The organism is Streptomyces sp. NPDC104307 (genome assembly GCF_055584045.1).
Window position 1 is genome coordinate 182,861 of the sequence record NZ_JBVJMU010000010.1, and the last position, 24,952, is coordinate 207,812.

Genomic DNA, 24,952 nt, shown 5'->3' on the forward strand with positions numbered 1-24,952 from the left:
TCGCCGCGTCGAGCGATGGGCCGGCTCGCGGCCCTCGCACGGAACGGGTACGGCCGGGGCGCCCGGTCCGCTCACACCGTCCAGGACGGTTCGAGCTGCACGACGTCGCCGGAGAGCGCCGCCACATCGTCCTCGGTCTGCGCCCGCTGCGCGAGCCGTTCGACACTCCCCGCCCGGTATTTGCCGCGTTCCGCGCTCGACTGCCACATGGAGAGGACCAGGAACTCATGGCCCGGCGCCTCTCCGAAGACTCCTCGCAGCATCCCGGGCGATCCGGCCATCGCCGGATTCCATACCCGCTGCTGCATCAGCGCGAAGTGCTCGACGCGGTCCTCGTGCACCCTGCTGTGCGCCACCCTGAGCACGTCCGCATCGGTGAACCCGGGTTCGAAGCCGGTCTTCACGTCGAAACGGTAGTCGAACAGCTTGACCTGTATGTCGTTGCACGTGCCCGACTGCGCGGCGGCCAGGGCGTCGTGCCCGCGCGCCATGAACGAGTCGTAGAAGACCCGGTTCTCCCAGAACGCGAAGACATGCGCCACCTCCGGCCGGCCACGGCTCCAGCCGCCACCCTGTCCCCTGAACCCCGGCTCCCCCAGCAGCCCCGCCCATTTGCGCTGCCCCCGCTCGAAACCGCGACGGTCGACCACATTGCAGCGAATCCACTTGACCAGCACGGCCCCATCGTACGGGTGACGGACGTGGCGTGGGTCACGCTCTCTCGGAGTGCACCGGAACCGGCCGTGCGGCGGTCCGCCATGGACCGCCGCCGCGGATTTGGTACCCGGTGACCGGACCGGGCGGTGGCCCGATTCCGCCGCCCGTGGCCAAGCCGGTTGGTTTCACCGACAGTTACGGAGATGATCTGGTGATAGAGCCGGGGCGACGGCCCCACGGGCGAAGGAGGGAAGTCCGATGAGCACGCCCAACAAGGACATCGAGAAGGTCGAGGTGAGGGTCAAATGGGACCCCAGCCCTCACGGCGATCCCCCCAATGACCTCGACATCATCGCGGCGACCTACTCGACCGAGGAGCCGTACGGCAGCCCCGCCTACCTCGTCCACTTCGACAGCCGTGCGCCCGACGGCACGATCACGCTCGACCGGGACAGCAGGACCGGTCAGGGGCTTGGGTACGACGAGGTGATGACGCTGGAGCTGGACCGGCTGTCGGAGTCGTACACCCGGGTCATCGTCGGTGTGGCCATACAGCAGCGCGACGGCCACAAGACCTTCGGCGCCGTGGAGAACACCGCCGTACAGGTCCGCGAGGGCTACGACATCCTGGCCGAGAACGACTTCTCGTCGGTCGGCGGCGCGACGGCGGCGGTCGTCGCCGAGTTCGTCCGGGACACCACGGGTGCCTGGCAGTTCCACGACACGGTGCGGGGCTTCGACGGCGACGCCGACTCGTTCGCCGCGACGATGGGAGACCGCCCGTCCGCAGCCTGAGGCTCCGGGTACGGGAAGGGGCGGGAAGCTCCCCGAGGAGACCTTCCCGCCCCATGGCCCGCCGCCGGGCGCGGCTCAGCCGTCGCGCCTCATGCGGCCGGGATCAGCTGCAACCGCTGGTCGAGCCGCAGCCCTCGCAGATGTAGCAGGATCCGGCGCGCTGCATCTTCGTACCGCAGGAGAAGCAGAGCGGGGCGTCGGCGCTGATGCCCAGCTGCATCTCGACGAGCTCCGCCGAGGTGTGCGCGGTCCTCGGCTCCGGCTTCTCCGTCTCACGCACGGGGGCGACCGCCTTCAGCGGTTCCGCCGGCCGTACGGGGGCGGACTGGGCCAGGCTCTCCGCGTCCAGCTCGTCCTCGTCCATCGAGGCCTCGTACGAACCGGTGTCGAGGTGGCGCTGACGCTCGTCGGCCGAGTGGATGCCGAGTGCCGAGCGGGTCTCGAAGGGCAGGAAGTCGAGCGCCAGGCGACGGAAGATGTAGTCGACGATCGACTGCGCCATCCGCACGTCCGGGTCGTCCGTCATGCCGGCCGGCTCGAAGCGCATGTTGGTGAACTTCGAGACGTACGTCTCCAGCGGGACGCCGTACTGCAGACCGACCGAGACGGCGATGGAGAAGGCGTCCATCATGCCCGCGAGGGTCGAACCCTGCTTGGACATCTTCAGGAAGACCTCACCCAGACCGTCGTCCGGGTAGGAGTTGGCGGTCATGTAGCCCTCGGCGCCACCCACCGTGAACGAGGTGGTGATGCCGGGCCGGCCCTTGGGCAGACGCTTGCGGACCGGGCGGTACTCGACGACCTTCTCGACCGCGGTACGGATGGTGTCCTCGGCCTTGGCCGTGACCTCGTCCTTCTTCTCCTCCCACTTCTTGGTGGAGAGGGGCTGGCCGACCTTGCAGTTGTCGCGGTAGATCGCGAGCGCCTTCACGCCCAGCTTCCAGGCCTCGAAGTAGACCTCCTCGACGTCCTCGACGGTGGCCGTCTCCGGCAGGTTCACCGTCTTGGAGAGCGCGCCGGAGATCCACGGCTGGATGGCCGCCATCATGCGCACGTGGCCCATGGCCGAGATGGAACGCTCGCCCATCGCGCAGTCGAAGACCTCGTAGTGCTCGGGCTTCAGGCCGGGCGCGTCGATCACATTGCCGTTCTCGGCGATGTGGGCGACGACCGCCTCGATCTGCTCCTCCTGGTACCCCAGGCGGCGCAGCGCCTGCGGAACGGTGCCGTTGACGATCTGCATCGAGCCGCCGCCGACCAGCTTCTTGAACTTGACCAGGGCGAGGTCGGGCTCAAGGCCGGTGGTGTCGCAGGACATCGCGAGACCGATGGTGCCGGTGGGCGCGATGACCGAGGCCTGCGCGTTACGGAAACCGTTCTTCGCGCCGAGCCGGATGACGTCCTGCCAGGCCTCCGTGGCGGCGGCCCAGATCGGGTTGTCCAGGTCGTCGGCGTGCACGGCCACCGCGTTGGCGTCGGAGTGCTGCTTCATGACGCGCTGGTGCGGCTCGGCGTTACGGGCGTAGCCGTCGTACGGGCCGACGACCGCCGCCAGCTCAGCGGAGCGACGGTAGGAGGTGCCGGTCATCAGCGAGGTGATGGCGCCGGCGAGCGCGCGGCCGCCGTCACTGTCGTACGCGTGGCCGGTCGCCATCAGCAGGGCGCCGAGGTTGGCGTAGCCGATGCCGAGCTGACGGAACGCGCGGGTGTTCTCGCCGATCTTCTGGGTCGGGAAGTCCGCGAAGCAGATGGAGATGTCCATCGCGGTGATGACCAGCTCGACGACCTTGGCGAAGCGCTCGGACTCGAAGGACTGGTTGCCCTTGCCGTCATCCTTGAGGAACTTCATCAGGTTCAGCGAGGCGAGGTTGCACGAGGTGTTGTCCAGGTGCATGTACTCGCTGCACGGGTTCGAGCCGTTGATCCGGCCGGACTCGGGGCAGGTGTGCCACTGGTTAATCGTGTCGTCGTACTGGATGCCCGGGTCGGCGCAGGCCCAGGCGGCCTCTGCCATCTTGCGGAAGAGGGACTTGGCCTCGACCTCTTCGATGACGTCACCGGTCATCCGGGCGCGCAGCCCGAACTTCCCGCCGGACTCGACGGCCTTCATGAACTCGTCGTTCACCCGGACCGAGTTGTTGGCGTTCTGGTACTGGACGGACGTGATGTCGTCGCCGCCCAGGTCCATGTCGAAGCCCGCGTCGCGCAGGGCGCGGATCTTCTCCTCCTCCTTCACCTTGGTCTCGATGAAGTTCTCGATGTCGGGGTGGTCGACGTCGAGGATGACCATCTTGGCCGCACGGCGGGTGGCGCCACCGGACTTGATCGTTCCGGCGGAGGCGTCGGCGCCGCGCATGAAGGAGACCGGACCGGAGGCGTTGCCTCCGGAGGAGAGGAGCTCCTTGGAGGAGCGGATACGGGAGAGGTTCAGGCCTGCGCCCGAGCCGCCCTTGAAGATCATCCCCTCTTCCTTGTACCAGTCGAGGATCGACTCCATGGAGTCGTCGACGGCCAGGATGAAGCAGGCGGAGACCTGCTGCGGCTGGGGAGTGCCGACGTTGAACCAGACCGGCGAGTTGAAGCTGAAGATCTGGTGCAGGAGGGCGTACGCCAGCTCGTGCTCGAAGATCTCCGCGTCCGCCGGAGAGCTGAAGTAGTTGAAGTCCTCTCCGGCCTTCCGGTAGGTCTTCACGATCCGGTCGATGAGCTGTCGCAGACCGGTCTCGCGCTGCGGGGTGCCTACGGCCCCGCGGAAGTACTTGCTGGTGACGATGTTGACCGCGTTCACCGACCAGAAGTCGGGGAACTCGACGCCACGCTGCTCGAAGTTGATCGAGCCGTCGCGCCAGTTGGTCATGACGACGTCACGGCGCTCCCACGCCACCTCGTCGTACGGATGCACGCCGGGGGTGGTGTGGATGCGCTCGATACGCAGGCCCTGCTTGGTCGCAGTCGACTTGGCTCCCTTGGTGCGGGAACCTCGTGCCGGGCCGCTCGCCGTCTCTGTCATGCCGCCTCCCATATGTGGGCAAAAACGCCCTGAAGTGCCGAGAACTTCCCCGGGCACAGTGTGTGTCTGGTACTTCGGACGCCGCGTGGGGCATCCGGAGCAGGTCTGCGTGCCACCCGGCCGCCGGTCCGGAACCGGCGGCGGTCGGCCTGCGCCGCTCAGTCGGCGGCGACGGCGGGAACGGGGACCTCAAGGGTCTCGCCGGTCCCGCATCCTTCTACGGGAGGCCGCTGTTCGCGGAGTTCCACGATGGCGGCCTCGAAGTCTTCGAGGCTGTTGAACGCCCGGTACACGGATGCGAACCGCAGGTAAGCGACCAGGTCGAGTTCCTGCAAGGGGCCGAGAATGGCCAGGCCCACATCGTGAGTGGTCAGCTCGGCGCTGCCGGTCGCACGCACCGCCTCCTCGACCCGCTGGCCGAGCTTGGCGAGGGCGTCCTCGGTGACCGGCCGACCCTGGCACGCCTTGCGCACGCCGGAGATGACCTTGGTGCGGCTGAAGGGCTCGGTCACTCCGCTGCGCTTCACCACCATGAGCGAGCAGGTCTCCACCGTCGTGAAACGGCGGGAGCAGTCGGGGCACTGGCGGCGCCGGCGGATCGAGGTCCCGTCGTCGGTGGTGCGACTGTCGACGACCCGGCTGTCGGGGTGCCTGCAGAAGGGGCAGTGCATGGCTCCCAACCCTCCTTCACAGCACGACTGAATGGCCTCTTCAGGCCCCGCCTGGGGCCTTCGAAGCAGTCTCAAGCATAGGCGATGACCGCACCCCCGGAAGACGGGGACCACAACCTCTGGGCGATCGAGGCAATCCAACCACTAGATCTTGGGTTTGGCCGCGCATTCGGCCCTAGCGCGTGTCGCGCGTCACGGGCGGCCGGAAGGCAGCGTACGACCGAGCAAGAGAGTACGGGAAGCATGTGGCCCCATCGATTGCGGGGCGGCGGCTTCCGGGGCGCACGGGAGGCCGGACCGCGACTCGGACGGCGACCCCGCGCGACGCCTCCGCGGCCGCGAGGGCTACCGTAATGGTTCGAATTGCCGTTCGACCCGACGGCGGGCGGCGCGCATCGCGGCCTCGCTCATACACCTAGCAATGAAAGCCCAACAGGCTTTTATTTGTTTTTCACTCGAACGTGTGTTTGGCGCAACCTTTCGAAAGCTACTACCGTTGTGCAGCTAGGGAGACCATTCGAGAGGGGCCGACGTGACCACCACCGCAGACAGTGCCATCATCACTGCCCAGGACCGCTCCCAGAGCCGACGCGAGCCGGTGCATGCCATGAATGACTCAGCCACGAACACGGAGGGGCCCGAGCCCGCGCGCCCAGCGCGCTCGCTTCCCGGGCGACCTCCTGGAATCCGGGCGGACAGCTCGGGGCTCACGGACCGGCAGCGGCGAGTGATCGAGGTCATCCGGGACTCCGTGCAGCGGCGGGGATACCCCCCGTCGATGCGGGAGATCGGCCAGGCGGTGGGCCTTTCCAGTACGTCCTCCGTCGCGCACCAGCTCATGGCTCTGGAACGCAAGGGTTTCCTGCGCCGCGACCCCCACCGCCCCCGGGCGTACGAGGTTCGCGGTTCGGACCAGCCCAGCACGCAGCCCACGGACACCACCGGGAAGCCTGCGGCTTCGTACGTACCGCTGGTCGGCCGGATCGCGGCCGGTGGCCCGATCCTCGCGGAGGAGTCCGTCGAGGACGTTTTCCCGCTCCCCCGCCAGCTGGTCGGTGACGGCGAGCTCTTCGTCCTCAAGGTCGTCGGCGACTCGATGATCGAAGCGGCGATCTGCGACGGGGACTGGGTCACTGTCCGGCGCCAGCCCGTGGCGGAGAACGGCGACATCGTGGCGGCGATGCTGGAGGGCGAGGCCACCGTCAAACGCTTCAAGCGGGAGGACGGTCATGTCTGGCTGCTCCCCCACAACTCCGCGTACCAGCCGATTCCCGGCGACGAGGCGACCATTCTCGGCAAGGTCGTGGCGGTGCTGCGGCGGGTGTGACGTCTCCACCGCGTGGATGGGGCCCGGAAACCGGTAGTGCCGGTTTCCGGGCCCCATCCACACGACCGGGGAACCCCGTACGGGCCTACCTGCCCTCGGCCTTCGCGGCGGCGTCGATCGCCGCCAGCGAGCGACGCGTCTGGTTGCGGTCGGTCGTGTACCAGAAGTCGGGGAGCGAGGCGCGCAGATAACTCCCGTACCGGGCATTGGCGAGACGCGGATCGAGCACCGCGACGACACCCTTGTCACCCGTGGCACGGACGAGCCGGCCGGCGCCCTGTGCCATCAGCAGCGCGGCGTGGGTCGCCGCGACCGCCATGAAACCGTTGCCGCCCGCTTCCTCGACCGCCTTCTGGCGCGCGCTCATCAACGGGTCGTCGGGGCGGGGGAACGGGATCCGGTCCATGACCACCAGCTGACAGCTCGCGCCGGGGACGTCCACCCCCTGCCAGAGCGAGAGCGTGCCGAAGAGGCAGGTCTCCGGGGAAGTCGCGAAGTTCTTGATCAGCTCCCCCAGCGTCTCCTCGCCCTGGAGCAGGATCGGCCTGTCCAGCCGCCCCCGCAGCTCCTCGGCGGCCGCCTGGGCGGCCCGCATGGAGGAGAACAGCCCGAGGGTACGGCCGCCCGCGGCCTCCACCAGATCGGCCAGCTCGTCCAGCATGTCGGTGCGGGAGCCCTCCCGGCCGGGCGTCGCCAGATGCCGGGCGACGTACAGGATCCCCTGCTTCGGGTAGTCGAAGGGCGAGCCGACGTCGAGCCCCTTCCACTGCGGGATGTCGTCACCCGCGGTGCCTTCGGGGGCGAGCCCGAGTGACGCGCCGACCCCGTTGAAATCGCCGCCCAGCTTCAGCGTGGCCGAGGTGAGGACGACGGAGCGGTCCGTGAAGAGCTTCTCGCGCAGCAGTCCGGAGACGGAGAGCGGGGCGACCCGTACGGAGGCGCCGAAGCGGTCATGGCGTTCGTACCAGACGACGTCGTACTCGGAGCCCTGCGTGATGCGTTCCGCGACGCCGTGGATGGTCTCCACCGAGGCCAGAGCCTGCTTGCGCACGGCGTCCTCGTCCTGGACGGACTTGTCCCGGGTGGATCCCAGGGCGGAGATCACCGTACGCGCGGCGTCCCGCAGGGCCATCAGCGCGTAGCCGAGATCCTCCGGCACCTCTTCCAGGCGACCGGGAAGCGCCAGCTCCATCACTCGCTCGAAGCCCTCCGACGCGCTCTGCAGCGCGTCCGCGGCCTTCTCGTTGACCAGCTTCGCGGCGCGCCGAACCGCGCGGCCGACCTGTCCGGGGGTGAGCTCGCCGGTGGCCACACCGGTGACCCTGGAGACCAGCTCATGGGCCTCGTCGACGATCAGCACCTCGTGCTGCGGGAGCACCGGAGCGCCCTCGATGGCGTCGATGGCGAGGAGCGCGTGGTTGGTGACCACCACATCGGCGAGCTTCGCCCGCTCACGGGCCTGCTCCGCGAAGCACTCCGCCCCGTACGCGCACTTGGTGGCGCCCAGGCACTCGCGCGAGGAGACGGAGATCTGCGCCCAGGCCCGGTCGGAGACCCCCGGCGTCAGATCGTCGCGGTCACCGGTCTCCGTCTCGTCCGACCAGTCCCGCATCCGCAGGAGGTCCTGACCGAGCTTGCTCGACGGGGCCGCGGCCTCGAACTGGTCGAAGAGACCCTCCTCCTCGTCCTGCGGCACTCCTTCGTGGAGGCGGTGCAGACAGAGGTAGTTCGACCGGCCCTTGAGCATCGCGAACTGAGGACGGCGGCGCAGCAGCGGATGCAGGGCGTCGACCGTACGCGGCAGGTCCCGCTCCACCAGCTGGCGCTGGAGGGCCAGGGTGGCCGTGGCCACCACGACACGCTCGCCGTGCGCCAGGGCGGGCACCAGGTAGCCCAGCGACTTGCCGGTGCCGGTGCCGGCCTGGACCAGCAGGTGGGATTGGTCGTCTACGGCCTCGGCGACGGCGTCGGCCATGGCGGCCTGACCAGGCCGCTCCGTACCGCCGACGGCGGTCACGGCGGCGTGCAGGAGCTCGGGGAGAGGTGGCTTCGTCATAGCCCGACCAGCCTACGGGGCGCCACTGACAACGGCGGTCACTCCCGGCCTCACGCGGAGGGGTGGAGCGGGTTGGCCACGGTGCCGTGGACCGCCGCGTGCGGTCGCTCGGGCCGGTCCCGGTAGCCGTCCAGATGCAGGCGGTTGCGGTTCAGGCAGAGACGTTCGATGCGCGGCGTCAGCATGTCGAACATCTCGAACCTCTCCTTCAGCTCGGGGAAACGGGCGTGGTGGCGCAGGATCTCCGCCCGGACGAGTGACCAGAATTCGGCCTCCGGTACACCCAGCTGTTCCTCGCAGAGCGGGGAGAGGAAGCGGAACACTCCGGTGAAGAGACCGGAGTGGATGAACTGGGTGAGGAAGCCGGGCTCCTCCGTGAGCAGCACGCGACGTACGTCGTCCGGCATGCTGTCGTGCTCCGGCAGCGGCCGGGCGCTGATGTTCACGTCGTCGACGAAGTCCTTGATCGCCAGGCGGGCGGGGACGTCCCGGCCGTCGAAGACGACGATGGCGTTCTCGCCGTGGGGCGAGAAGACGGTGCCGTAGCGGTAGAGGAAGTGCAGCAGCGGTGGGAGCAGGGCGGCGAAGAGCCGGCTCAGCCACGCGGTGGGGGTCAGTCCCGAGCGGGCGACCAGCTCGGCGGTGAAGGAGCGCCCCTGCGGGTCGGTGAGCAGCAGGGAGGCGAGGGTGCGGGCCCGCTCGCCGGGCGCCAGTCGAGGGAGGAGGGGTTCGCGCCAGATCGCGCCGAGGATCTCCTTGAACTGGTACGGCGTCTCGGGGAGGTGGTCGTACAGCGGGTGCTCGACGGTGACCGATGCCACCTCTCCGAGCAGGATGACGCCGCAGGTGTCGCGCAGGAAGGGATCGTTGTCGCGCAGCCCCTGGACCCAGCCGGTGACGGCGGGGGCGGCGAGGGTGCGTTCGGTAGGGAGTCCGCGGAAGACCAGTGTGTTGAGGATCGACAAGGGCAGCTTGACGGTGTGCCGGTCGGGCCGTTCCAGGTTGGCGAAGGTACGGATGGACTGCTGCGGAAGCCGCAGATCCGGGTCGGCGTGCAGGGGGACGATGTCGTCCGCGGCGATGGCCGGGGCGAACAGCGGAACGATCCATTCGTCCCACTGCCAGGGGTGTACGGGCAGACAGTAGTAGTCGTCGGGGTCCAGGCCCCGGGTGCGCAGGACCGCGGCGAAGGACTCGCGGACCGCCGGGTCGAGCTCCGTCGCGTAGAGCTGCTCGGCGGCGGCGAGTGAGTTCACGCCCCGGTAGGCGGCGATCCGGGAGGAGACCGCGATCCACGGCAGCCGGACCGGCCTGCGGGCCTCGGGGGTGAAGAGGGACGCGTCGGTGGCGGAGAACCCGAGCCGCCCTTTGTTCGCGACGATCCAGGGGTGGCCCGTCTGGTGTCCTTCGAGTTCCGCGTAGTCGAGGTCGGCCAGTTCGGAGACCGTGAGCGCGCTGTGGTCGAGGCGGGCGTCGGCGGTGAGTGTGGTGGTGAGCTCGCGCACCAGGTGGCCGAGGGTGGCGCCGTCGATTCCGAGCAGGCGGCGGGCGCGGGCGAGGAAGAGCAGCGGGTCGCGGAAGGGGACGCCCGTGGACGTTTCGGACGCGGGCGACGCACCGGATACCGCGGCGGCTTCTGGGGCGGCGGTCGTTGCGGGGGCGGCCGTCGCCGCAGGGGCAGCTGCTGCGGCGGTCGCTGCCGGAGCGGTCGCGGCTGGGGCGGTCGCGGCTGGGGCGGTCGCTTCCCGGGCGGCGAGGGCGTGCGCCTCGGTCTCGGCCGTCGTCGCCTCGCGGATCGAGTCGGGGGCGACCCGCCAGCTGCCGTAGACCCCGCGGCCGGCGGTGAAGATCAGGCTTCCGCCGTCGTCCAGCACGAGGGTGTACGTACTGCTCCCGGCAGATCGCACGACCGGCTGGATGACTTCCTCGTAGGCGAATTCGCCGAGCATCTTGGCAAGCATCCGGGCGGCGGCTCGGTCCCACACCGCCCGGTTCAGTTCTGGAGTGCTGAGCAGCGCGGGCGACTCCGCTGAATCATGGCTCGCAGGATATGTGGGCACGGGGACTCCTCGGGATGGAACCGATGGGCTTCGAGCGGTGTAGACAAGGCAGCGGTTGGTTCACAGCTGGGCACGGTGGGCTCGGTCGCGGATCATCAGCGCGGCCCGCTTGTCCGGGAGTTCGACCTCCGCGGAGAAGCGGAATCCGGCGCTGAGAAAGGCGGAGACGGAAGGGGTGTTACGAAAGTCGGGTTCGGCGACGACCCGGGTACACAGGGGACGGTTGTCGAGTACGAGGTCGGAGGCGGCCCGGAGCAGCATGGCGCCGACTCCACGGCCGCGGTTGTTGATCTCACCGATGAGGAGGTGGATTCCGGTGTCATGCGAGCGGGCGGGATAGTGGCGGGCCAGCGGGTCCAGATCGGCGCGGTAGATCTCCCAATAGCTCATGGGAATGCCTGACAGCACCCCCAGGCAGGGAAGGCTGCGTCCGTCGCCGTCGAGTTGGGACCGCAGATGGTCCGCTGTGACGGATTCGGCTCCGGCGAGCTCCCAGAAGGCCGCGACGGCAGGGTCGTTCATCCAGCGGCTGATCACCGCGAGGTCGCGCTCCAGCCGTACGGGGACGAGCTGGAACACTCCGGCCGGTGTGGTGGCGGGCTGCCACGCGGCCGGCCGGTCGAGCAGCTCTGAGACGCCTGCGGCGTTCCCGGTGACCGGTGCACCGGATACGCCGAGTGCACCGGTCGTGCTGGGCGTGGAGGATGCACCGGGTATGTCCTCGGCCGGGGAGGCGAGGAGTTCATGGGTGCCCGGTAGATCCGGTGTGTCCTCGGCGCCCGATCCGGCACTGGGGGCGAGGCCGGTTCCGGGGTCGGCGTACGCGTCGGCGTACGCGTCGGCGTACGCGTCGGCGTACGCGTCGGCGTACGCGTCGGCGTACGCGTCGGCGGGAGGCACGGTGGTGCTCTCCTCTCTCAGCAATTCGGACGACGAGGTTCCTTCGGGCACCCAGCGGGATTCCTTCAGCCGCAGAGAGGGTTGGTGATGGTGACATAGACGGACTGGGTGTCGACAGGGCCCACGAGTTCATCGAGCCCGTGCAGCCGGGTCAGCATGTTGGCCTTGCAGCGGAGGCGCGGGGTTTCCAGAAGGTGTGCGGGGAACGGGGAGCCCAGTCCGCTCGCCACTCCGAGGAACCGCCGGAAGGCGGCGAGGAGCATCTGTTCGTCAGCGAGCTGCTGGGCACCGAACGCTCCGATCAGTCCGAACACGTTGTTGATACCGAGGTAGTACGCGAAGCGTTCGTCGGTGACGGGGTCGGAGACGAAGGTGTCGCTGACCGATCCGATGCCGGGAAGCCTCCGCTCAAGTGCCGGGCGGTGCGACTCACGGAAGTAGTAGCCCTGATTGTCGCGGTAGCGGCCGCCGACCGGCCAGCCTTCGGCGTCGAGCACCACCAGGGTGTTCTGCTGATGCGCTTCGAGTGCCACCCCCGCGTGCCCGTCGAGCCAGAGCACTGGCCGGACAACCCGGTCGAGGTAGCGCAGGAACCACTCGGCGGCCACGGCGGTCGTGGTCCGCCCGGTCGCGGCGGCGAGCCGGCGGACGATGTCAGCGAGGCGTGAGTGCATGTCTGCCCGCTCCGGCCAGGGGCGCGGCGCGGTGAGCCCGGCGATGCACACCGCGTCGTCGTGCCGGCCGAACGGGTTGTGGCGCAGCATGACGTCGAAGCCGTGTACGGGCTCGCCGTCCGGGGTGTCGACCGCGAGCCATGCCGGGTCCCGGACGATGTCGAAGCCGGGATGGGCGAGATGCATTTGCGTGGCGAGCCCGCTGCGCAGCAGACGGTGGACCTCCACCCCCCGGTGGAGTTCCTTACGGAGGTTCTCACGACGGGAGTTGGTGATACGCAGGCCGAGGGAGAGCTTCAGCATGGTGCCGACGCCGGGCCGGTGCACGGTGCGTACCGAAGAGGTGGGGTGCCAGCGCGCGCCGTACGGGCCCAGGTCATGTACGAGTCCGGCGTCGAGGAGGGCGGCGACCTCGGGGCGGTTCGCCAGTTCCCTGGCCTGCCAGGGGTGGAGCGGGATCGGTGCGGTGTGTTCGGGGAACGGCAGGCCCTTGGCGTGCCGGGCCACGAGTTCGGTCGCCGGCACCGGACGGCCCTGGTCGGTCCATGCGGAGTCGGCTGCCAGTACGGACCGGTCGACAGCCATCCAGTGGAGGGGGAAGGATCCGTGCAACTCGGGCGAGTAGAGGCGGGATTCGGAGTCGGAGAGGCCTTCGCGGCTTTTGGGAGAGGGGTGGAGCGGATGTCCCAGGAGCAGGGACTGCTCGGCACTGAGGAAGAGGTCGGCCTCGGCGGCGGCGGTGGGCCGGCGTCGTTGCCCGTCGATGAATACGGCGGTTCGCCGCACCGAGTCGGCCACCCTTCCCACCATGTCCGCGCCCTCGTTGTGGTCGGCCTCGCGGCCGAGGAGTGCGGCGACGGTGACGGCGTCCGCGCCGGGCGCTCCGTCGGGCGCCTGTGCCAGGACGGGTACGCCGAAGCGGTGCCAGCCCGTGGCGGACCAGTGGCGGACGGGGACGAGAAGGGCGGTGCCGCTCGCGGGCAGCGGGATGCGGAGGGTCTCCCCCTCCGGGCGGGGGAGGTCGCATTCGCGGACCCAGCAGCGCAGCAGGTTCTCGATGCCGGCGGCGTCCGCGGCCCGGAGCGGGTCCGGGTGGTCCAGGGGGTCGGCGGCCGGTGCCGGGCAGGCGGGCGTCGTCCTGGCGGCGTGCCAGTGACCGTGCGGCATCTCCTTCTGGCGCGGCACGGTCGGCGGCTCGACGGCGAGGTGGCCGTGCGTTCCGGCCTCTCCTCGGTGGTGGGTGGAGGGAGGGCCGTCGGCCTCGGGCGCGGGGGTGGGGTTCACGGCGGTCTTTCCTGTGAGGGTGTCCGGGGTCAGCGGATCGACCCGGTCGCGGTCCGTCGGTGCGGTGAGCGCTCCGCGGCAGCCATGGCATCGGCGAGGCGGTCGATGACCGCTGTCGCCTGTTCGTCGGTGAGCGTGAGGGGAGGTAGCAGACGTACGACCGTGGAATGACGGCCGCCGAGTTCGACGATGAGACCTCGGCGCAGGCACTCCTGCTGGACGGCGACCGCGAGGACGGGGTCGGGCGGGGCCTCGCTCACTCCGTCCACCGGGGCCGCCTCGGGGTCGACGAGCTCCACACCGATCATCAGGCCCCGGCCGCGGACGTCACCGATGCAGGGGTGGTCCGCGGCAAGTGCCCGCAGCCTCGCCAGCATCCGGGTGCCGAGGGTCCCGGCGCGCTCGGCCAGCCGGTTCTCCCGGACGTAGGCGAGGGTGGCGGTACCCGCCGCCATGGCGAGCTGGTTGCCGCGGAACGTGCCCGCGTGGGCACCGGGCTGCCAGGTGTCCAGTTCCGAGCGGTAGACGATGACAGCGAGCGGAAGGGAGCCGCCGATGGCCTTGGAGAGCACCATCACATCGGGAACGACCCCGCTGTGCTCGACGGCCCAGAAGGCACCGGTCCGGCCGACGCCGGTCTGGACCTCGTCAGCGATCAGCGGGATGGACCGGGACGCGGTGATGTCCCGCATCCGGCGCAGCCAGCCGTCCGGGGCGGGGTTGACGCCGCCCTCGCCCTGCACCGGTTCCAGGATCATTCCGGCAGGCGCGGGTGTTCCGCTCTTGGGGTCGTCCAGCACCGTCTCGGTCCACCGCGCGGCGATCCGCGCGCCGCGTTCGCCGCCGATGCCGAAGGGGCAGCGGTAGTCCTGCGGGAACGGGAGGCGGGTCACCCGTACGTCCTCGGCGCCGCCGGACGCGGCGAGGGCACCGGCCGTCATGCCGTGATAGGCGCCGGTGAAGGCGAGCAGTCCGCTGCGCCCGGTGGCGGTGCGGACGAGTTTGAACGCCGCCTCGACGGCGTCCGTGCCGGCCGGTCCGCAGAACTGGATCCGCGCGTTGTCCGCGAACTCACGCGGCAGCGTGGCGAACAGCTCGGTGGTGAAGGCGTCCTTGACCGGGGTGGCCAGGTCGAGGACGTGCAGGGGCGCACCCGAATCGAGGACCTTCTTGATCGCTTCCAGGACGACCGGGTGATTGTGCCCGAGGGCCAACGTCCCCGCGCCGGAGAGGCAGTCGAGGTAGCGCCGGCCGTCCGCGCCCTCGATGGTCAGCCCACGGGCGCGTACCGGGACGATCGGCAGCGACCGGGCGTAGGTGCGGGCGGCCGACTCGCGCGTCGCCTGGCGGCGCAGAATTCCCTCGTACGCTGCAGGCGGTGCCGCCGGAGCTGGTTCGGTCACGGCCACGGCTCTTGTTCCTCCCGCTGTAACAGTTGCGTTGCACGTCAGCACGATCGCGCAGGGACGGGCTGCGGGGGTGAACTCTGTCCCTGTGTCCCCCGTTCGTACCAACGACGCCGGACGCGGAGGATCACGGGTAGATCCGAAGATCCTTGCGGAGCGGAACCATGCCCCTGCCGTACACCGTCAACACCGGCACCGGCATAGTGGGGGACCGCGCCGAGCGCCGGGGACAGCTCCCCGGCGGCCGCGGCACCACCGGAGCAGTCCCGGAACGTCATCCGGGAGGGGACCGGTGTGCTGTGAGGAAGTGCGGTGCGCCGTACAGAAGTGCAGTACAGAAGTGTTGAGTTACGAAGTCCCAGGGGGATCACCAGATGCGACTCATTCGACCAGCAGCCACCGCACGCCGCGGGGGGAGCGCCCGTCGCCCCTCTCCCGTGCTCGCCACCGCGGCGGTCGCCGCCGTCCTCGCACTCACCGCGACCGCCTGCGGGCCGGACGACGACAGTGCGAATGCCGAGCCGAGCGCCAGCTCCGCGGGCCAGACGTCGGACAACAAGATCACCGTCCCGGACGATCTGAAGGACCGGCTCAAGGAGCACGGGATCGACCTCAGCCACTGGAAGAACGGCGAGTGGAAGAACTGGGACAGGGACAAGTGGCTGCGTGAGGCCAAGGACTTCATCAATCCGATCATCGCGGGCCTCTGGGACCCGGACCGGATGCGGGACGCCGACAAGACGCCCGAGAAGCCCGTCGACAACGACATCTCGGGTGACGAGGGGGTGACCGACCCGACCCCGGCGCCGGTCCGGGCCGTGGGCGTGAATACGCCGCTCCACGCCAACGCCGCCGAGTCCGGGAAGCTGTTCTTCGACTCCCCCGAGGGCTCCATGGTCTGTTCGGCGACCGTGGTGAAGGACCCGGCGCACCCCGGCAAGTCCAACATGGTGTGGACGGCCGGCCACTGCGTCCACGCGGGCAAGAAGGGCGGCTGGTACCGAAACATCGCCTTCGTGCCGTCTTATAACGACAGCGGTCTGTCCACCGCTGAGCTCCAGAACAACCCACCCAAGGAGAAGGTCGCCCCGTACGGCGTGTGGTGGGGCGCGTGGGCACAGACCTCCGAGCAGTGGATCGACCAGGGCGCCTCGGTCGGCGGGCTGGGCGCTCCGTACGACTTCGCGGTGCTGCACGTGACGCCGGAGAAGGGCTCGGACGGCAAGTCCCTGGAGGAGACGGTCGGTTCTGCGCTGCCGGTCGACTTCAACGCACCGGCCGTGCCGAAGATCGCCGACATGACGGCTACCGGCTACCCGGCCGCTCCGCCGTACGACGGCCAGAAGCTGTTCCAGTGCAAGGACAAGCCGGGGCGGCTCTCGCTCACGAAGGACGACCCGACGATGTACCGCATCGGCTGCTCCATGACCGGCGGTTCCTCCGGTGGCGGCTGGGTCGCGGCGGGCCAGGACGGCAAGCCCGCACTGGTCTCGAACACCTCCATCGGCCCGGTGACGGCCGGCTGGCTGGCCGGACCGCGCCTCGGCAAGGAAGCCAAGGGCGTCTACGACTCGGTCAGCAAGAAGTACGCGGGACAGTGAAGTACCCGGGACGTTAGGGACCGGCCGTCACCCGCACAGGCGCGGGTGACGGCCGGTCAGTGACCTCCAGCTCCGGCAGAACCCCGGTTCGGGCCGTCATAGGGTGGTCCGCATCATCTTCGACAGCCGGTCCGACCGGCGTTTCGCATGACACGGTCATGCCACATGGCGTATTCATGCCATTTTTAGATTTCAGGGGGAATCTCTTTCCATGCGATCCATACGTCCGCTGCTCGCGGCCACCGGTCTCGTCGCAGCCCTGGCGCTGACCGCCACGGCCTGTGGTCCGAGCGAGGACCAGGCAGCCGACAAGCCCGCCGCCACCGAGTCCGCCAGTGCCGGCGACGGCGGCCTGTCCGCCGGTCTGGCCGACACGCTGAAGAAGCACGGTGTCGACCCGGAGAAGTGGAAGAACGGCGAGTGGAAGAACTGGGACAAGGCCACATGGCTGCGTGAGGCCAAGGACTTCGTGAACCCGGTCATCGACGGGCTGTGGAAGCCCGACCGGATGAAGTCCGCCAAGGACCCGGCCAAGACCATGTCCGCCGGCGACTTCTCCGGCGACCAGGGCGTCAGCGACCCGGAGCCGAAGCCGGTCACGGCCGAGCGTGAGAAGACGCCGTACCACAACTACGCGGCCCCGGTCGGCAAGGTGTTCTTCGACTCCCCCGAGGGCCACATGGTCTGCTCGGGCACGGTCGTGAAGGACCCCAAGAACCCGGGCAGGTCCAACCTGGTGTGGACCGCCGGCCACTGCGTCCACGCCGGTTCCAAGGGCGGCTGGTACCGCAACATCGTCTTCGTTCCCGCGTACAACGACCAGGGCAAGGACGCCGCCGCGCTGCGCAACGCGCAGCCGCAGGAGATCGCCCCGTACGGCGCCTACTGGGCCGACTGGGCCACCACCTCGGGCGAATGGCTGGCTGACGGCGGCCCCACCGGCGGCGAGGGCGCGCCGTACGACTACGCGGTGCTGCACGTGAAGCCGGAGAAGGGCACCAAGTCCCTGGAGGAGACCGTGGGCAACGCCCTGGCGGTCAACTTCGACGCCCCCGAGGCCAAGCAGATCAACGCGATGGGCGCCTGGGGCTACCCGGCCGCCCCGCCGTACGACGGCCTGATCATGCACAAGTGCGTCGACCGCCCCGGCCGGCTCTCCATCAGCCCCGCCACCCCCACGATGTACCGCATCGGCTGCACCATGACCGGCGGTTCGTCCGGCGGCGGCTGGTTCAGCGAGGGTGACGACGGCAAGCTGGCGCTGGTCTCCAACACCTCCATCGGCCCGGTGACTTCGGGCTGGCTGGCCGGACCCCACCTGGGCCAGGGTGCCGAGCAGATCTTCACGATGATGAGCGACAAGTTCGCCGGTCGGTGACTACGGCGCACTGCGAAGGCCGATGGCCCGCGCCCCCTGTGCAGGGGGCGCGGGCCATCGGCCTTTGCGGTGCTGCGCTGCGCTGCGCTGCGGTCAGTGCGCCACGGCCATGAACGTGGAGAGCTCCGCGGCGAGTTCCTCGTGCACCAGCGCCTTGAGCAGGGTGCCCTCCTGCGTGTGCTCCTCGGAGATCACCTCGCCCTCGGCATGCACCCGGGAGACGACTCCGCCCTGGGTGTACGGCACGAGTGCCTCGATCTCGACCGAGGGGCGCGGCAGTTCACCGTCGATGAGCGCGAGCAGCTCGTCGATACCGGCGCCGGTCCGGGCCGATACCGCGATGGCATGCTTCTCGATGCGCAGCAGCCGCTGGAGCACCAGCGGATCCGCGGCGTCCGCCTTGTTGATCACCACGATCTCGGGCACGTCCACCGCGCCGACCTCACGGATCACTTCGCGCACGGCGGCCAGCTGCTCCTCCGGCACCGGGTGCGAGCCGTCCACCACATGCAGGATCAGGTCGGATTCACCGACCTCCTCCATGGTGGAGCGGAACGCCTCGACGAGGTGGTGCGGCAGGTGCCGTACGAACCCGACGGTGTCGGCCAGGGTGTAGATCCGGCCGCTCGGTGTCTCGGCCCGGCGCACGGTCGGGTCGAGGGTGGCGAACAGCGAGTTCTCCACCAGTACGCCCGCCCCGGTCAACCGGTTGAGCAGGGAGGACTTGCCGGCGTTCGTGTAGCCCGCGATCGCGACCGAAGGCACCTTGTTGCGCTTGCGCTCCTGGCGCTTGATCTCGCGGCCGGTCTTCATCTCCGCGATCTCCCGGCGCATCTTCGCCATCTTCTCGCGGATCCGGCGCCGGTCCGTCTCGATCTTGGTCTCACCGGGGCCACGGGTGGCCATGCCGCCACCGCCGCTGGAACCGCCGCCGCCCATCTGACGGGAGAGCGACTGACCCCAGCCGCGCAGCCTCGGCAGCATGTACTGCATCTGTGCCAGTGAGACCTGCGCCTTGCCCTCACGGGACTTGGCGTGCTGGGCGAAGATGTCGAGGATCAGGGCGGTCCGGTCGACCACCTTGACCTTGACGACATCCTCCAGGTGGATCAGCTGTCCGGGGCTGAGCTCACCGTCGCAGACGACGGTGTCGGCCCCGGATTCGAGGACGATGTCGCGCAGCTCCAAGGCCTTGCCCGAACCGATGTAGGTCGCGGCGTCGGGCTTGTCACGGCGCTGGAAGACGGCATCGAGCACCTGGGCTCCGGCCGTCTCCGCGAGGGCCGCCAGCTCGGCGAGCGAAATCTCCGCGTCGTGCACGGTGCCCGAGGTCCAGACGCCCACCAGCACCACGCGCTCCAGGCGCAGCTGCCGGTATTCGACCTCGGTGACGTCCTCAAGCTCGGTGGAGAGTCCCGCCACGCGTCGCAGTGCGGCGCGCTCGGAGCGGTCGAGCTGTTCGCCGTCGCGCTCTCCGTCGATCTCGTGGCTCCAGGCGACGTCCTCTTCCATCAGGGCGTCGGCCCGAAGGGGCTCGTTGAGGCTCTCGGTGACGTTCTCCGTGGCGCTCTGCGCGTCCTGCGCGTCCTGGGGAAGGGAAGAAGAGGAGGTCATTGGATCCTTACGTCGATACGAGTGGTCTGCATCAGTCACAACGCGTCACCTACCCGGATGATTCCCGCACGGGGAGCGCTCCGGTCCGGCCGCCGCGGCGACCCGTCGATAGTCGCACGGAGCGCCCGGCCCGTCACGCGGGTTTCCCGCCCCCCGCCGGTGCCGTGCTGTGCCAGTCCGGATGACCGGGCATCGGCGGCGTGGTCTTCCCGTACAGCCAGCCGTCGAAGAACGTGCTCAGGTCACGTCCGGCGACCCGGGACGCCAGCCGGATGAAGTCCGCGGTGGCGGCGTTGGCATCGCGGTGCTTGCGGACCCAGAGCCGCTCCAGCCGGTCGAAGGCACTGTCGCCGATCTCCTGACGGAGCGCGTACAGGACCAGCGCGCTGCCGTCGTAGACCACCGGCCGGAACAGGCTGATCTTCTTGCCGGGGGCCGGTGCGTCCGGGCGCGCGGGCGGCCCGCCGTCGGCGCGCCAGCTGTCCGAGTAGGTGTAGGCGTCGCGCATCCGGCGTTCGAGCGTCCTGCCGCCGTGCTCCTGCGCGTAGCGCGCCTCGTACCAGGTGGCGTGTCCCTCGTTGAGCCAGAGATCGGACCAGGACCGCGGCGAGACGCTGTCACCGAACCACTGGTGGGCCAGCTCATGGACCATGACCGAATCCACGTACCACTCGGGGAAGCCGGGGTCTGTGAACAGCCGGCGTTCGAAGAGCGACAGGGTCTGGGTCTCCAGCTCGAATCCGGTGTCGGTGTCCACGATCAGCACGCCGTAGTTCTCGAAGGGGTAGCGGCCGACCTGCTGCTCCATCCATTCCAGCTGGCCCGGGGTCTTGCTCAGCCATGGTTCCAGCCGCTTCCGGTCGGCGGCCGGCACGACGTCGCGCACCGGCAGCCGGTGCGGTCCGGTCCGCCGCACGACCGCGGACTTCCCGATGCTGACCTGGGCGAGCTCGGTGGCCATCGGGTGTTCGGTGCGGTAGGTCCAGGTGGTGCGGTCGCCGTGCCGGGTGCGTCCGGTGCGCACCCCGTTGGCCACCACCGTCCGGTCGTCGGGGGCGGTGATCCGGAAGGTGAAGTACGCCTTGTCCGACGGGTGGTCGTTGCTGGGGAAGACCCGGTGCCCGGCGTCGGCCTGGTTGGCCATGGCGAGCCCGTCGGCCGTCGGCACCCAGCCGCCGTTGTTCCGCTCGCCCCGGGGATCGCTGGTGTGCCGGACGGTGATCCGCAGCGGTACGCCGGCCGGGAGCCGGCCGGGCGGTTCGACGATCAGGTCCTCGTCCTCGACGGCGAAGTCGGCGCGCAGGCCGTTGACGGAGACGGAGTGCACGGTGCCCCGGGTGAAGTCGAGGTTGATCCGGTCCAGCGGACCGGTCGTGCGCGCGTCGATCGTGGTGACGGCTTCGAGCGGCTCGCTGTTGCTGCCCCGGTAGTCGAGGCCGATGTCGTAGGCGAGTACGTCGTATCCGGGGTTGCCGAGGTGGGGGAAGAGCGGGTCACCGATGCCGAGCGGCACCGGTGCGGGCAGGGTGGCGGCGACGAGAGTGGCCGATGCGGTGGCCAGCAGTGCGGCCCGCAGGCGGCGGGAGAGGAACGGCATGCACTACGGCTATCAGCGCCGCCCGCCCGCCACGGGACGGCGCGCGTCACGCCACTCGAACGAGATCCGTCGCGGCGGACAGCACGGTCCCGGCCGCAGGCCGCCCCGGTCGGAGAACGGCGGCCGGGTGCTGGGCCCCCGGGGCGGGTTCCGGGAGTTCCGCCCGGTCAGAGAACGGCGGCCGGGTGCTGGGCGCGGCTCACGTCGTACACCCCGGGTACGTCGCGCATCGCGCGCATCAGTGAGGGCAGCCCGGCGGCGTCGGGGAGTTCCAGGGTGTAGGTGTGCCGCACCCGTTGTTCGCTGGGCGGTTCGACGGTGGCGGAGACGATCGCCGCGTCCGCCCCGGCGATGGCCTCGGTGAGGTCGGCCAGCAGCCGGGGCCGTCCGAAGGACTCCGCGATCAGCGTCACCCGGCATTCGGAGGCGTCGCCCCAGCTCACCGCCACCGGCACCCGGCCGACGGCCTCCATGCGGGCCGCCGCCGGACAGGCCAGCCGGTGGACGGCGACGGCACCGCCGCGCACCGTGAAGCCGGTGACGTCGTCGGGCGGTACGGGGGTGCAGCAGCCGGCCAGCCGTACGGTGGCGTCCGGCCGGTTCACCAGGGCCCGCGCGGCGCGGCCGCCTGCGCCCTCGGATCCGGGCGGCGCGGGCTGCGGTCCGGGCCTGGGGTCCGCGGCCGCGTTGCCGGACACGGTGTCCGCGTCCGGCGGGTGGGCGTCGAGCCAGCCGGTGATCGCGATCCGGGCGGTGGGCGTCCTGGCATGGTCCAGCCAGCCGGGCGAGGGCCCGGACGCGGCGTCCTCCGCCAGCAGCAGCTGTACGGTGTCGCCGTCGCCCAGCGCGGTGCCGAGCGTGGCCAGCCGGCCGTTCACCCGGGCGCCGATGCAGCTGTGCGCGGCGTCCCCGTACTGCGCGTAGGCGGCGTCCACGCAGCTGGCGCCCGCGGGCAGGCCGAGCGTGCCGCCGTCGGTGCGGAAGACGGTGATCTCACGGTCCTGGGCGAGGTCGGCGCGGAGCGTGGTCCAGAAGGTGTCGGAGTCGGTGGCGGACTGCTGCCACTCAAGGAGCCGGGACAGCCAGCCGGGCCGGGTCGGGTCGGCCCGTTCGCCGTCGGCCGGCTCCGCGCTCTGCGCACCGCTGTCCGCGGCGTACGGATTGCCGAGGGCGATGACACCCGCCTCGGCCACCTTGTGCATCCGGTGCGTACGGATGAGGACTTCGGCCACCTCGCCCTCCGGGCCCACCACGGCGGTGTGCAGCGACTGGTAGAGGTTGAACTTGGGGGCCGCGATGAAGTCCTTGAACTCGGAGATCACCGGGGTGAAGCAGGTGTGCAGCTCTCCGAGGACGGCATAGCAGTCGGCGTCCTCCCCGACGAGCACCAGCAGCCGTCCGAAGTCGGTGCCGCGCAACTCGCCGCGTTTGATGCTGACCCGGTGGACGGAGACGAAGTGGCGCGGCCTGACCAGGACTTCGGCGGGGATTCCGGCCTCCCGCAGCACCGAGGCGACGTTCCCCGCGATGGCGGTCAGCGGGTCCGCCCCGCTGGTGGCGGCGGAGACCACGGCATCGGTGCGTGCGTACTCCTCGGGGTGGAGGATCGCGAAGACGAGGTCCTCCAGCTCGGTCTTGAGCGCCTGCACCCCGAGCCGTTCCGCCAGCGGGATCAGTACGTCGCGGGTGACCTTGGCGATCCGGGCCTGTTTCTCCGGGCGCATCACGCCGAGGGTGCGCATGTTGTGCAGCCGGTCCGCGAGCTTGATCGACATCACCCGGACGTCGTCCCCGGTGGCCACCAGCATCTTGCGGAAGGTCTCGGGCTCGGCCGCCGCGCCGTAGTCGACCTTCTCCAGTTTGGTGACGCCGTCGACCAGATAACGGACCTCGTCACCGAACTGCTCCCCGACCTGGTCGAGGGTCACCTCGGTGTCCTCGACCGTGTCGTGGAGCAGGGACGCCGTCAGCGTCGTGGTCTCGGCACCGAGTTCCGCGAGGATCAGGGTGACCGCCAGCGGGTGTGTGATGTACGGCTCGCCGCTCTTGCGCATCTGCCCGCGGTGCGAGCTCTCCGCCAGGACGTAGGCGCGGCGCAGCACGGTGAGGTCGGCGTCGGGATGGTGGGCCCGGTGCGCCTCCGCGACATGGCCGATGGCGTCCGGCAGCCGGTCCCGGGAGACCGGGCCGAGCAGGGCGACGCGGCCCAGTCTGCGGAGGTCGATCCGGGGACGGCCCCGCCTGCGGATGGGAGCACCTGGGTTGGCGGCCTCTGCGCTCATGGGGCACCTCCGGCGACGTCGACCGGCGGTGGAAAGGTGCGGTCGCGCCTCCGGGCCGGTGCTTGATGCTACCGAGCCCACCACGTGGCGGAGTCCGCCTCTCGCCCAGCGTGAAACGGATCACCCATTCGAGCGAAGCGCTATCCGTTCAGCGTTTCGAGCCAGGCCGGATCGATCTTGCCCTGTGCGACGATCACGGCCGGTCCGGTCATCTCGATCTTACCGTCCGGGTGCTCGGTGATCACCAGCGTGCCGCCGGGGAGGTCGACGGTGTACGTGACCGGGGTGCCGCTCATCGCGGGGTCTGCGGCGTCCCGGCGGGCCGCGGCGACGGCCACGGCGCAGGCGCCGGTGCCACAGGACCGGGTCTCGCCCGAGCCGCGCTCGTGGACGCGCATGGCGACATGACGCGGTCCGCGGTCCACGACGAACTCGATGTTGACCCCGTCGGGGTACACCTCGGCCGGGCCGAAGGACGGCTCGGTGAACAGATCGCCGGCGTGCGCCAGATCCTCGACGAAGGCGACGGCGTGCGGGTTGCCCATGTTCACGTTGCGGGCGTCCCAGCTGCGGCTGCCGACGGTGACCGTGACTCCGGTGGCCGGAAGCTGCGCACGCCCCATCGAGACGGTGACGTCGCCGTCCTTGGCGAGGTGCACGTTCTTCACGCCGCCGCGGGTGGCGACGGCGAGATCGCCCTCCTCGACCGAGCCGGAGCGCTGGAGGTAGCGGGCGAAGACCCGTACGCCGTTTCCGCACATCTCGGCGATCGAGCCGTCCGCGTTGCGGTAGTCCATGAACCACTCGGCCTCGTCCGCCATGGCCCGCGCCTCGGGGTGGGCGGCGGACCGCACGACGTGCAGCAGCCCGTCCCCGCCGATGCCGGCCCGGCGGTCGCAGAGCCCGGCCACGACGGAGGCGGTCAGGTCGAGGGCGTTGTCCGGGTCCGGAAGGATCACGAAGTCGTTCTCGGTGCCGTGGCCCTTGAGGAAGTCGATCTGCGAGATGGTCACAGGTCAACTGTACGAGGTGGCGCCGACAGCGCCGGAAACCGCCCGGCCCGGCGGCATCGGCCGCGGTGGCCGGCCCGCCGCTGTTCAGGAACGCAGCCGGGCCACGCGCCACACGGCCAGCGCGACCAGTGCCGCGCACACCGCGACGTACAGCACGATCACCCGCCAGTCCGGGCGCTCCCCGGAGCCCCTGGGCGGCAGACCGGGCCAGGTGTGTCCGACGCGGCGGGCGGCCATCATGCCCCAGCCCGCGGCGCAGCAGCTGATCAGCAGTCCCAGCATGGCGACGACCGCGCCGCCGTCACCGAACTCGAAGGCGAGCGGGAAGGCGAACATCAGCGATCCCATCGCGGCGAGCGTGACGATCGGCGCGAGCTGCCAGATACGCAGTCGGCGGGCGGGGCGGAGCTCGACCTGGACCTCGGGGGTCACATCGAGCTCATCGGGCCCGTCGGGGCTCAAGCTTCCTGCCTCGTGCTGCGTGTCCGGTGCGTCTTGTTCTGTGTCGCGAGGGCCGGCCTCCATCGCCACGCGCCCTCCCAACTCGGACTCCACTGGTCGATCGATGCTCGATGATGGCACGCCGCGACCGGCCGAACTGACGGGCAGGGCTTCCCGATGCAATCA

At 70.1% G+C, this 24,952-nt stretch carries 17 protein-coding genes; 4 read left to right on the top strand and 13 right to left on the bottom strand.

Translation table 11 applies throughout. The features are described from left to right. Positions 1 to 71 precede the first annotated feature (71 nt). Entirely contained in the window at positions 72 to 677 is a 606-nt protein-coding gene (locus ACZ601_RS24660; protein ID WP_073737715.1) for a YdbC family protein, read from the bottom strand. 238 nt (positions 678 to 915) lie between these two features. Between ACZ601_RS24660 and ACZ601_RS24665 the strand changes: the two genes are divergently transcribed. Continuing rightward, a complete protein-coding gene (locus ACZ601_RS24665; protein ID WP_440573797.1) occupies positions 916 to 1,452 on the top strand; it encodes a TerD family protein in 537 nt (178 codons plus the stop codon). 103 nt (positions 1,453 to 1,555) lie between these two features. Here ACZ601_RS24665 and ACZ601_RS24670 read toward each other — a convergent pair whose 3' ends face one another. Together ACZ601_RS24670 and nrdR are read right to left on the bottom strand one after the other, a co-directional pair. Then, positions 1,556 to 4,462, bottom strand: coding sequence for a vitamin B12-dependent ribonucleotide reductase (locus tag ACZ601_RS24670; RefSeq protein ID WP_469541532.1), 2,907 nt, complete (start codon positions 4,460 to 4,462; stop codon positions 1,556 to 1,558). A gap of 158 nt (positions 4,463 to 4,620) precedes the next feature. After that, positions 4,621 to 5,133 carry a transcriptional regulator NrdR gene (gene nrdR / locus ACZ601_RS24675; protein ID WP_073737717.1) on the bottom strand — a complete coding sequence of 171 codons (513 nt, stop codon included), beginning with the start codon at positions 5,131 to 5,133 and terminating at the stop codon, positions 4,621 to 4,623. 532 nt (positions 5,134 to 5,665) lie between these two features. Here nrdR and lexA point away from each other — a divergent pair. Beyond that, positions 5,666 to 6,460 (top strand): transcriptional repressor LexA, encoded by a 795-nt coding sequence (lexA, locus tag ACZ601_RS24680; protein WP_024489034.1) that lies wholly within the window; start codon positions 5,666 to 5,668, stop codon positions 6,458 to 6,460. Between the two features lie 85 nt (positions 6,461 to 6,545). Here the strand turns inward: lexA and ACZ601_RS24685 are convergent, their stop codons facing one another. The 5 genes from ACZ601_RS24685 to ACZ601_RS24705 form a co-directional block, all read right to left on the bottom strand. Then, complete coding sequence (locus ACZ601_RS24685; RefSeq protein WP_469541536.1) at positions 6,546 to 8,516, bottom strand: ATP-dependent DNA helicase; 1,971 nt, start codon at positions 8,514 to 8,516, stop codon at positions 6,546 to 6,548. 50 nt (positions 8,517 to 8,566) lie between these two features. Further along, on the bottom strand, positions 8,567 to 10,576 hold the full coding sequence (locus ACZ601_RS24690) for an IucA/IucC family protein (RefSeq protein WP_469541539.1): 2,010 nt from the start codon (positions 10,574 to 10,576) through the stop codon (positions 8,567 to 8,569). Between the two features lie 60 nt (positions 10,577 to 10,636). Beyond that, entirely contained in the window at positions 10,637 to 11,476 is an 840-nt protein-coding gene (locus tag ACZ601_RS24695; protein ID WP_469541659.1) for a GNAT family N-acetyltransferase, read from the bottom strand. A gap of 65 nt (positions 11,477 to 11,541) precedes the next feature. Beyond that, positions 11,542 to 13,434, bottom strand: a complete 1,893-nt coding sequence (locus ACZ601_RS24700; protein ID WP_469541542.1) for an IucA/IucC family protein — start codon at positions 13,432 to 13,434, stop codon at positions 11,542 to 11,544. Positions 13,435 to 13,463: 29 nt separating this feature from the next. After that, positions 13,464 to 14,843 carry a diaminobutyrate--2-oxoglutarate transaminase family protein gene (locus tag ACZ601_RS24705; RefSeq protein ID WP_440573790.1) on the bottom strand — a complete coding sequence of 460 codons (1,380 nt, stop codon included), beginning with the start codon at positions 14,841 to 14,843 and terminating at the stop codon, positions 13,464 to 13,466. A gap of 371 nt (positions 14,844 to 15,214) precedes the next feature. Between ACZ601_RS24705 and ACZ601_RS24710 the strand changes: the two genes are divergently transcribed. Together ACZ601_RS24710 and ACZ601_RS24715 are read left to right on the top strand one after the other, a co-directional pair. Continuing rightward, positions 15,215 to 16,441 (top strand): trypsin-like serine peptidase, encoded by a 1,227-nt coding sequence (locus ACZ601_RS24710; protein ID WP_440573789.1) that lies wholly within the window; start codon positions 15,215 to 15,217, stop codon positions 16,439 to 16,441. Between the two features lie 211 nt (positions 16,442 to 16,652). Then, positions 16,653 to 17,819, top strand: a complete 1,167-nt coding sequence (locus tag ACZ601_RS24715) for a trypsin-like serine peptidase (protein WP_469541547.1) — start codon at positions 16,653 to 16,655, stop codon at positions 17,817 to 17,819. A 93-nt stretch (positions 17,820 to 17,912) separates the two neighbouring features. On the opposite strand, the gene hflX is transcribed toward ACZ601_RS24715, so the two are convergent. The 5 genes from hflX to ACZ601_RS24740 form a co-directional block, all read right to left on the bottom strand. Beyond that, positions 17,913 to 19,433, bottom strand: a complete 1,521-nt coding sequence (hflX, locus tag ACZ601_RS24720) for a GTPase HflX (protein ID WP_440573787.1) — start codon at positions 19,431 to 19,433, stop codon at positions 17,913 to 17,915. A gap of 133 nt (positions 19,434 to 19,566) precedes the next feature. After that, positions 19,567 to 21,030, bottom strand: a complete 1,464-nt coding sequence (locus ACZ601_RS24725; RefSeq protein ID WP_469541550.1) for a M1 family metallopeptidase — start codon at positions 21,028 to 21,030, stop codon at positions 19,567 to 19,569. A 167-nt stretch (positions 21,031 to 21,197) separates the two neighbouring features. Continuing rightward, complete coding sequence (locus ACZ601_RS24730; RefSeq protein WP_469541553.1) at positions 21,198 to 23,312, bottom strand: RelA/SpoT family protein; 2,115 nt, start codon at positions 23,310 to 23,312, stop codon at positions 21,198 to 21,200. Positions 23,313 to 23,452: 140 nt separating this feature from the next. Then, a complete protein-coding gene (dapF, locus tag ACZ601_RS24735; RefSeq protein ID WP_469541556.1) occupies positions 23,453 to 24,325 on the bottom strand; it encodes a diaminopimelate epimerase in 873 nt (290 codons plus the stop codon). Positions 24,326 to 24,409: 84 nt separating this feature from the next. After that, on the bottom strand, positions 24,410 to 24,850 hold the full coding sequence (locus ACZ601_RS24740) for a hypothetical protein (protein ID WP_440573783.1): 441 nt from the start codon (positions 24,848 to 24,850) through the stop codon (positions 24,410 to 24,412). Between the last annotated feature and the right edge of the window lie 102 nt (positions 24,851 to 24,952).

Excerpts from the sequence above, each read along its gene's own strand:
- ACZ601_RS24665 (WP_440573797.1), top strand. The coding sequence starts at position 916 with ATGAGCACGCCCAACAAGGACATCGAGAAGGTCGAGGTGAGGGTCAAA.
- ACZ601_RS24670 (WP_469541532.1), bottom strand. The coding sequence starts at position 4,462 with ATGACAGAGACGGCGAGCGGCCCGGCACGAGGTTCCCGCACCAAGGGA.
- nrdR (WP_073737717.1), bottom strand. The coding sequence starts at position 5,133 with ATGCACTGCCCCTTCTGCAGGCACCCCGACAGCCGGGTCGTCGACAGT.
- ACZ601_RS24685 (WP_469541536.1), bottom strand. The coding sequence starts at position 8,516 with ATGACGAAGCCACCTCTCCCCGAGCTCCTGCACGCCGCCGTGACCGCC.
- ACZ601_RS24710 (WP_440573789.1), top strand. The coding sequence starts at position 15,215 with ATGCGACTCATTCGACCAGCAGCCACCGCACGCCGCGGGGGGAGCGCC.
- ACZ601_RS24715 (WP_469541547.1), top strand. The coding sequence starts at position 16,653 with ATGCGATCCATACGTCCGCTGCTCGCGGCCACCGGTCTCGTCGCAGCC.
- hflX (WP_440573787.1), bottom strand. The coding sequence starts at position 19,433 with ATGACCTCCTCTTCTTCCCTTCCCCAGGACGCGCAGGACGCGCAGAGC.
- ACZ601_RS24725 (WP_469541550.1), bottom strand. The coding sequence starts at position 21,030 with ATGCCGTTCCTCTCCCGCCGCCTGCGGGCCGCACTGCTGGCCACCGCA.
- ACZ601_RS24730 (WP_469541553.1), bottom strand. The coding sequence starts at position 23,312 with ATGAGCGCAGAGGCCGCCAACCCAGGTGCTCCCATCCGCAGGCGGGGC.
- ACZ601_RS24740 (WP_440573783.1), bottom strand. The coding sequence starts at position 24,850 with ATGGAGGCCGGCCCTCGCGACACAGAACAAGACGCACCGGACACGCAG.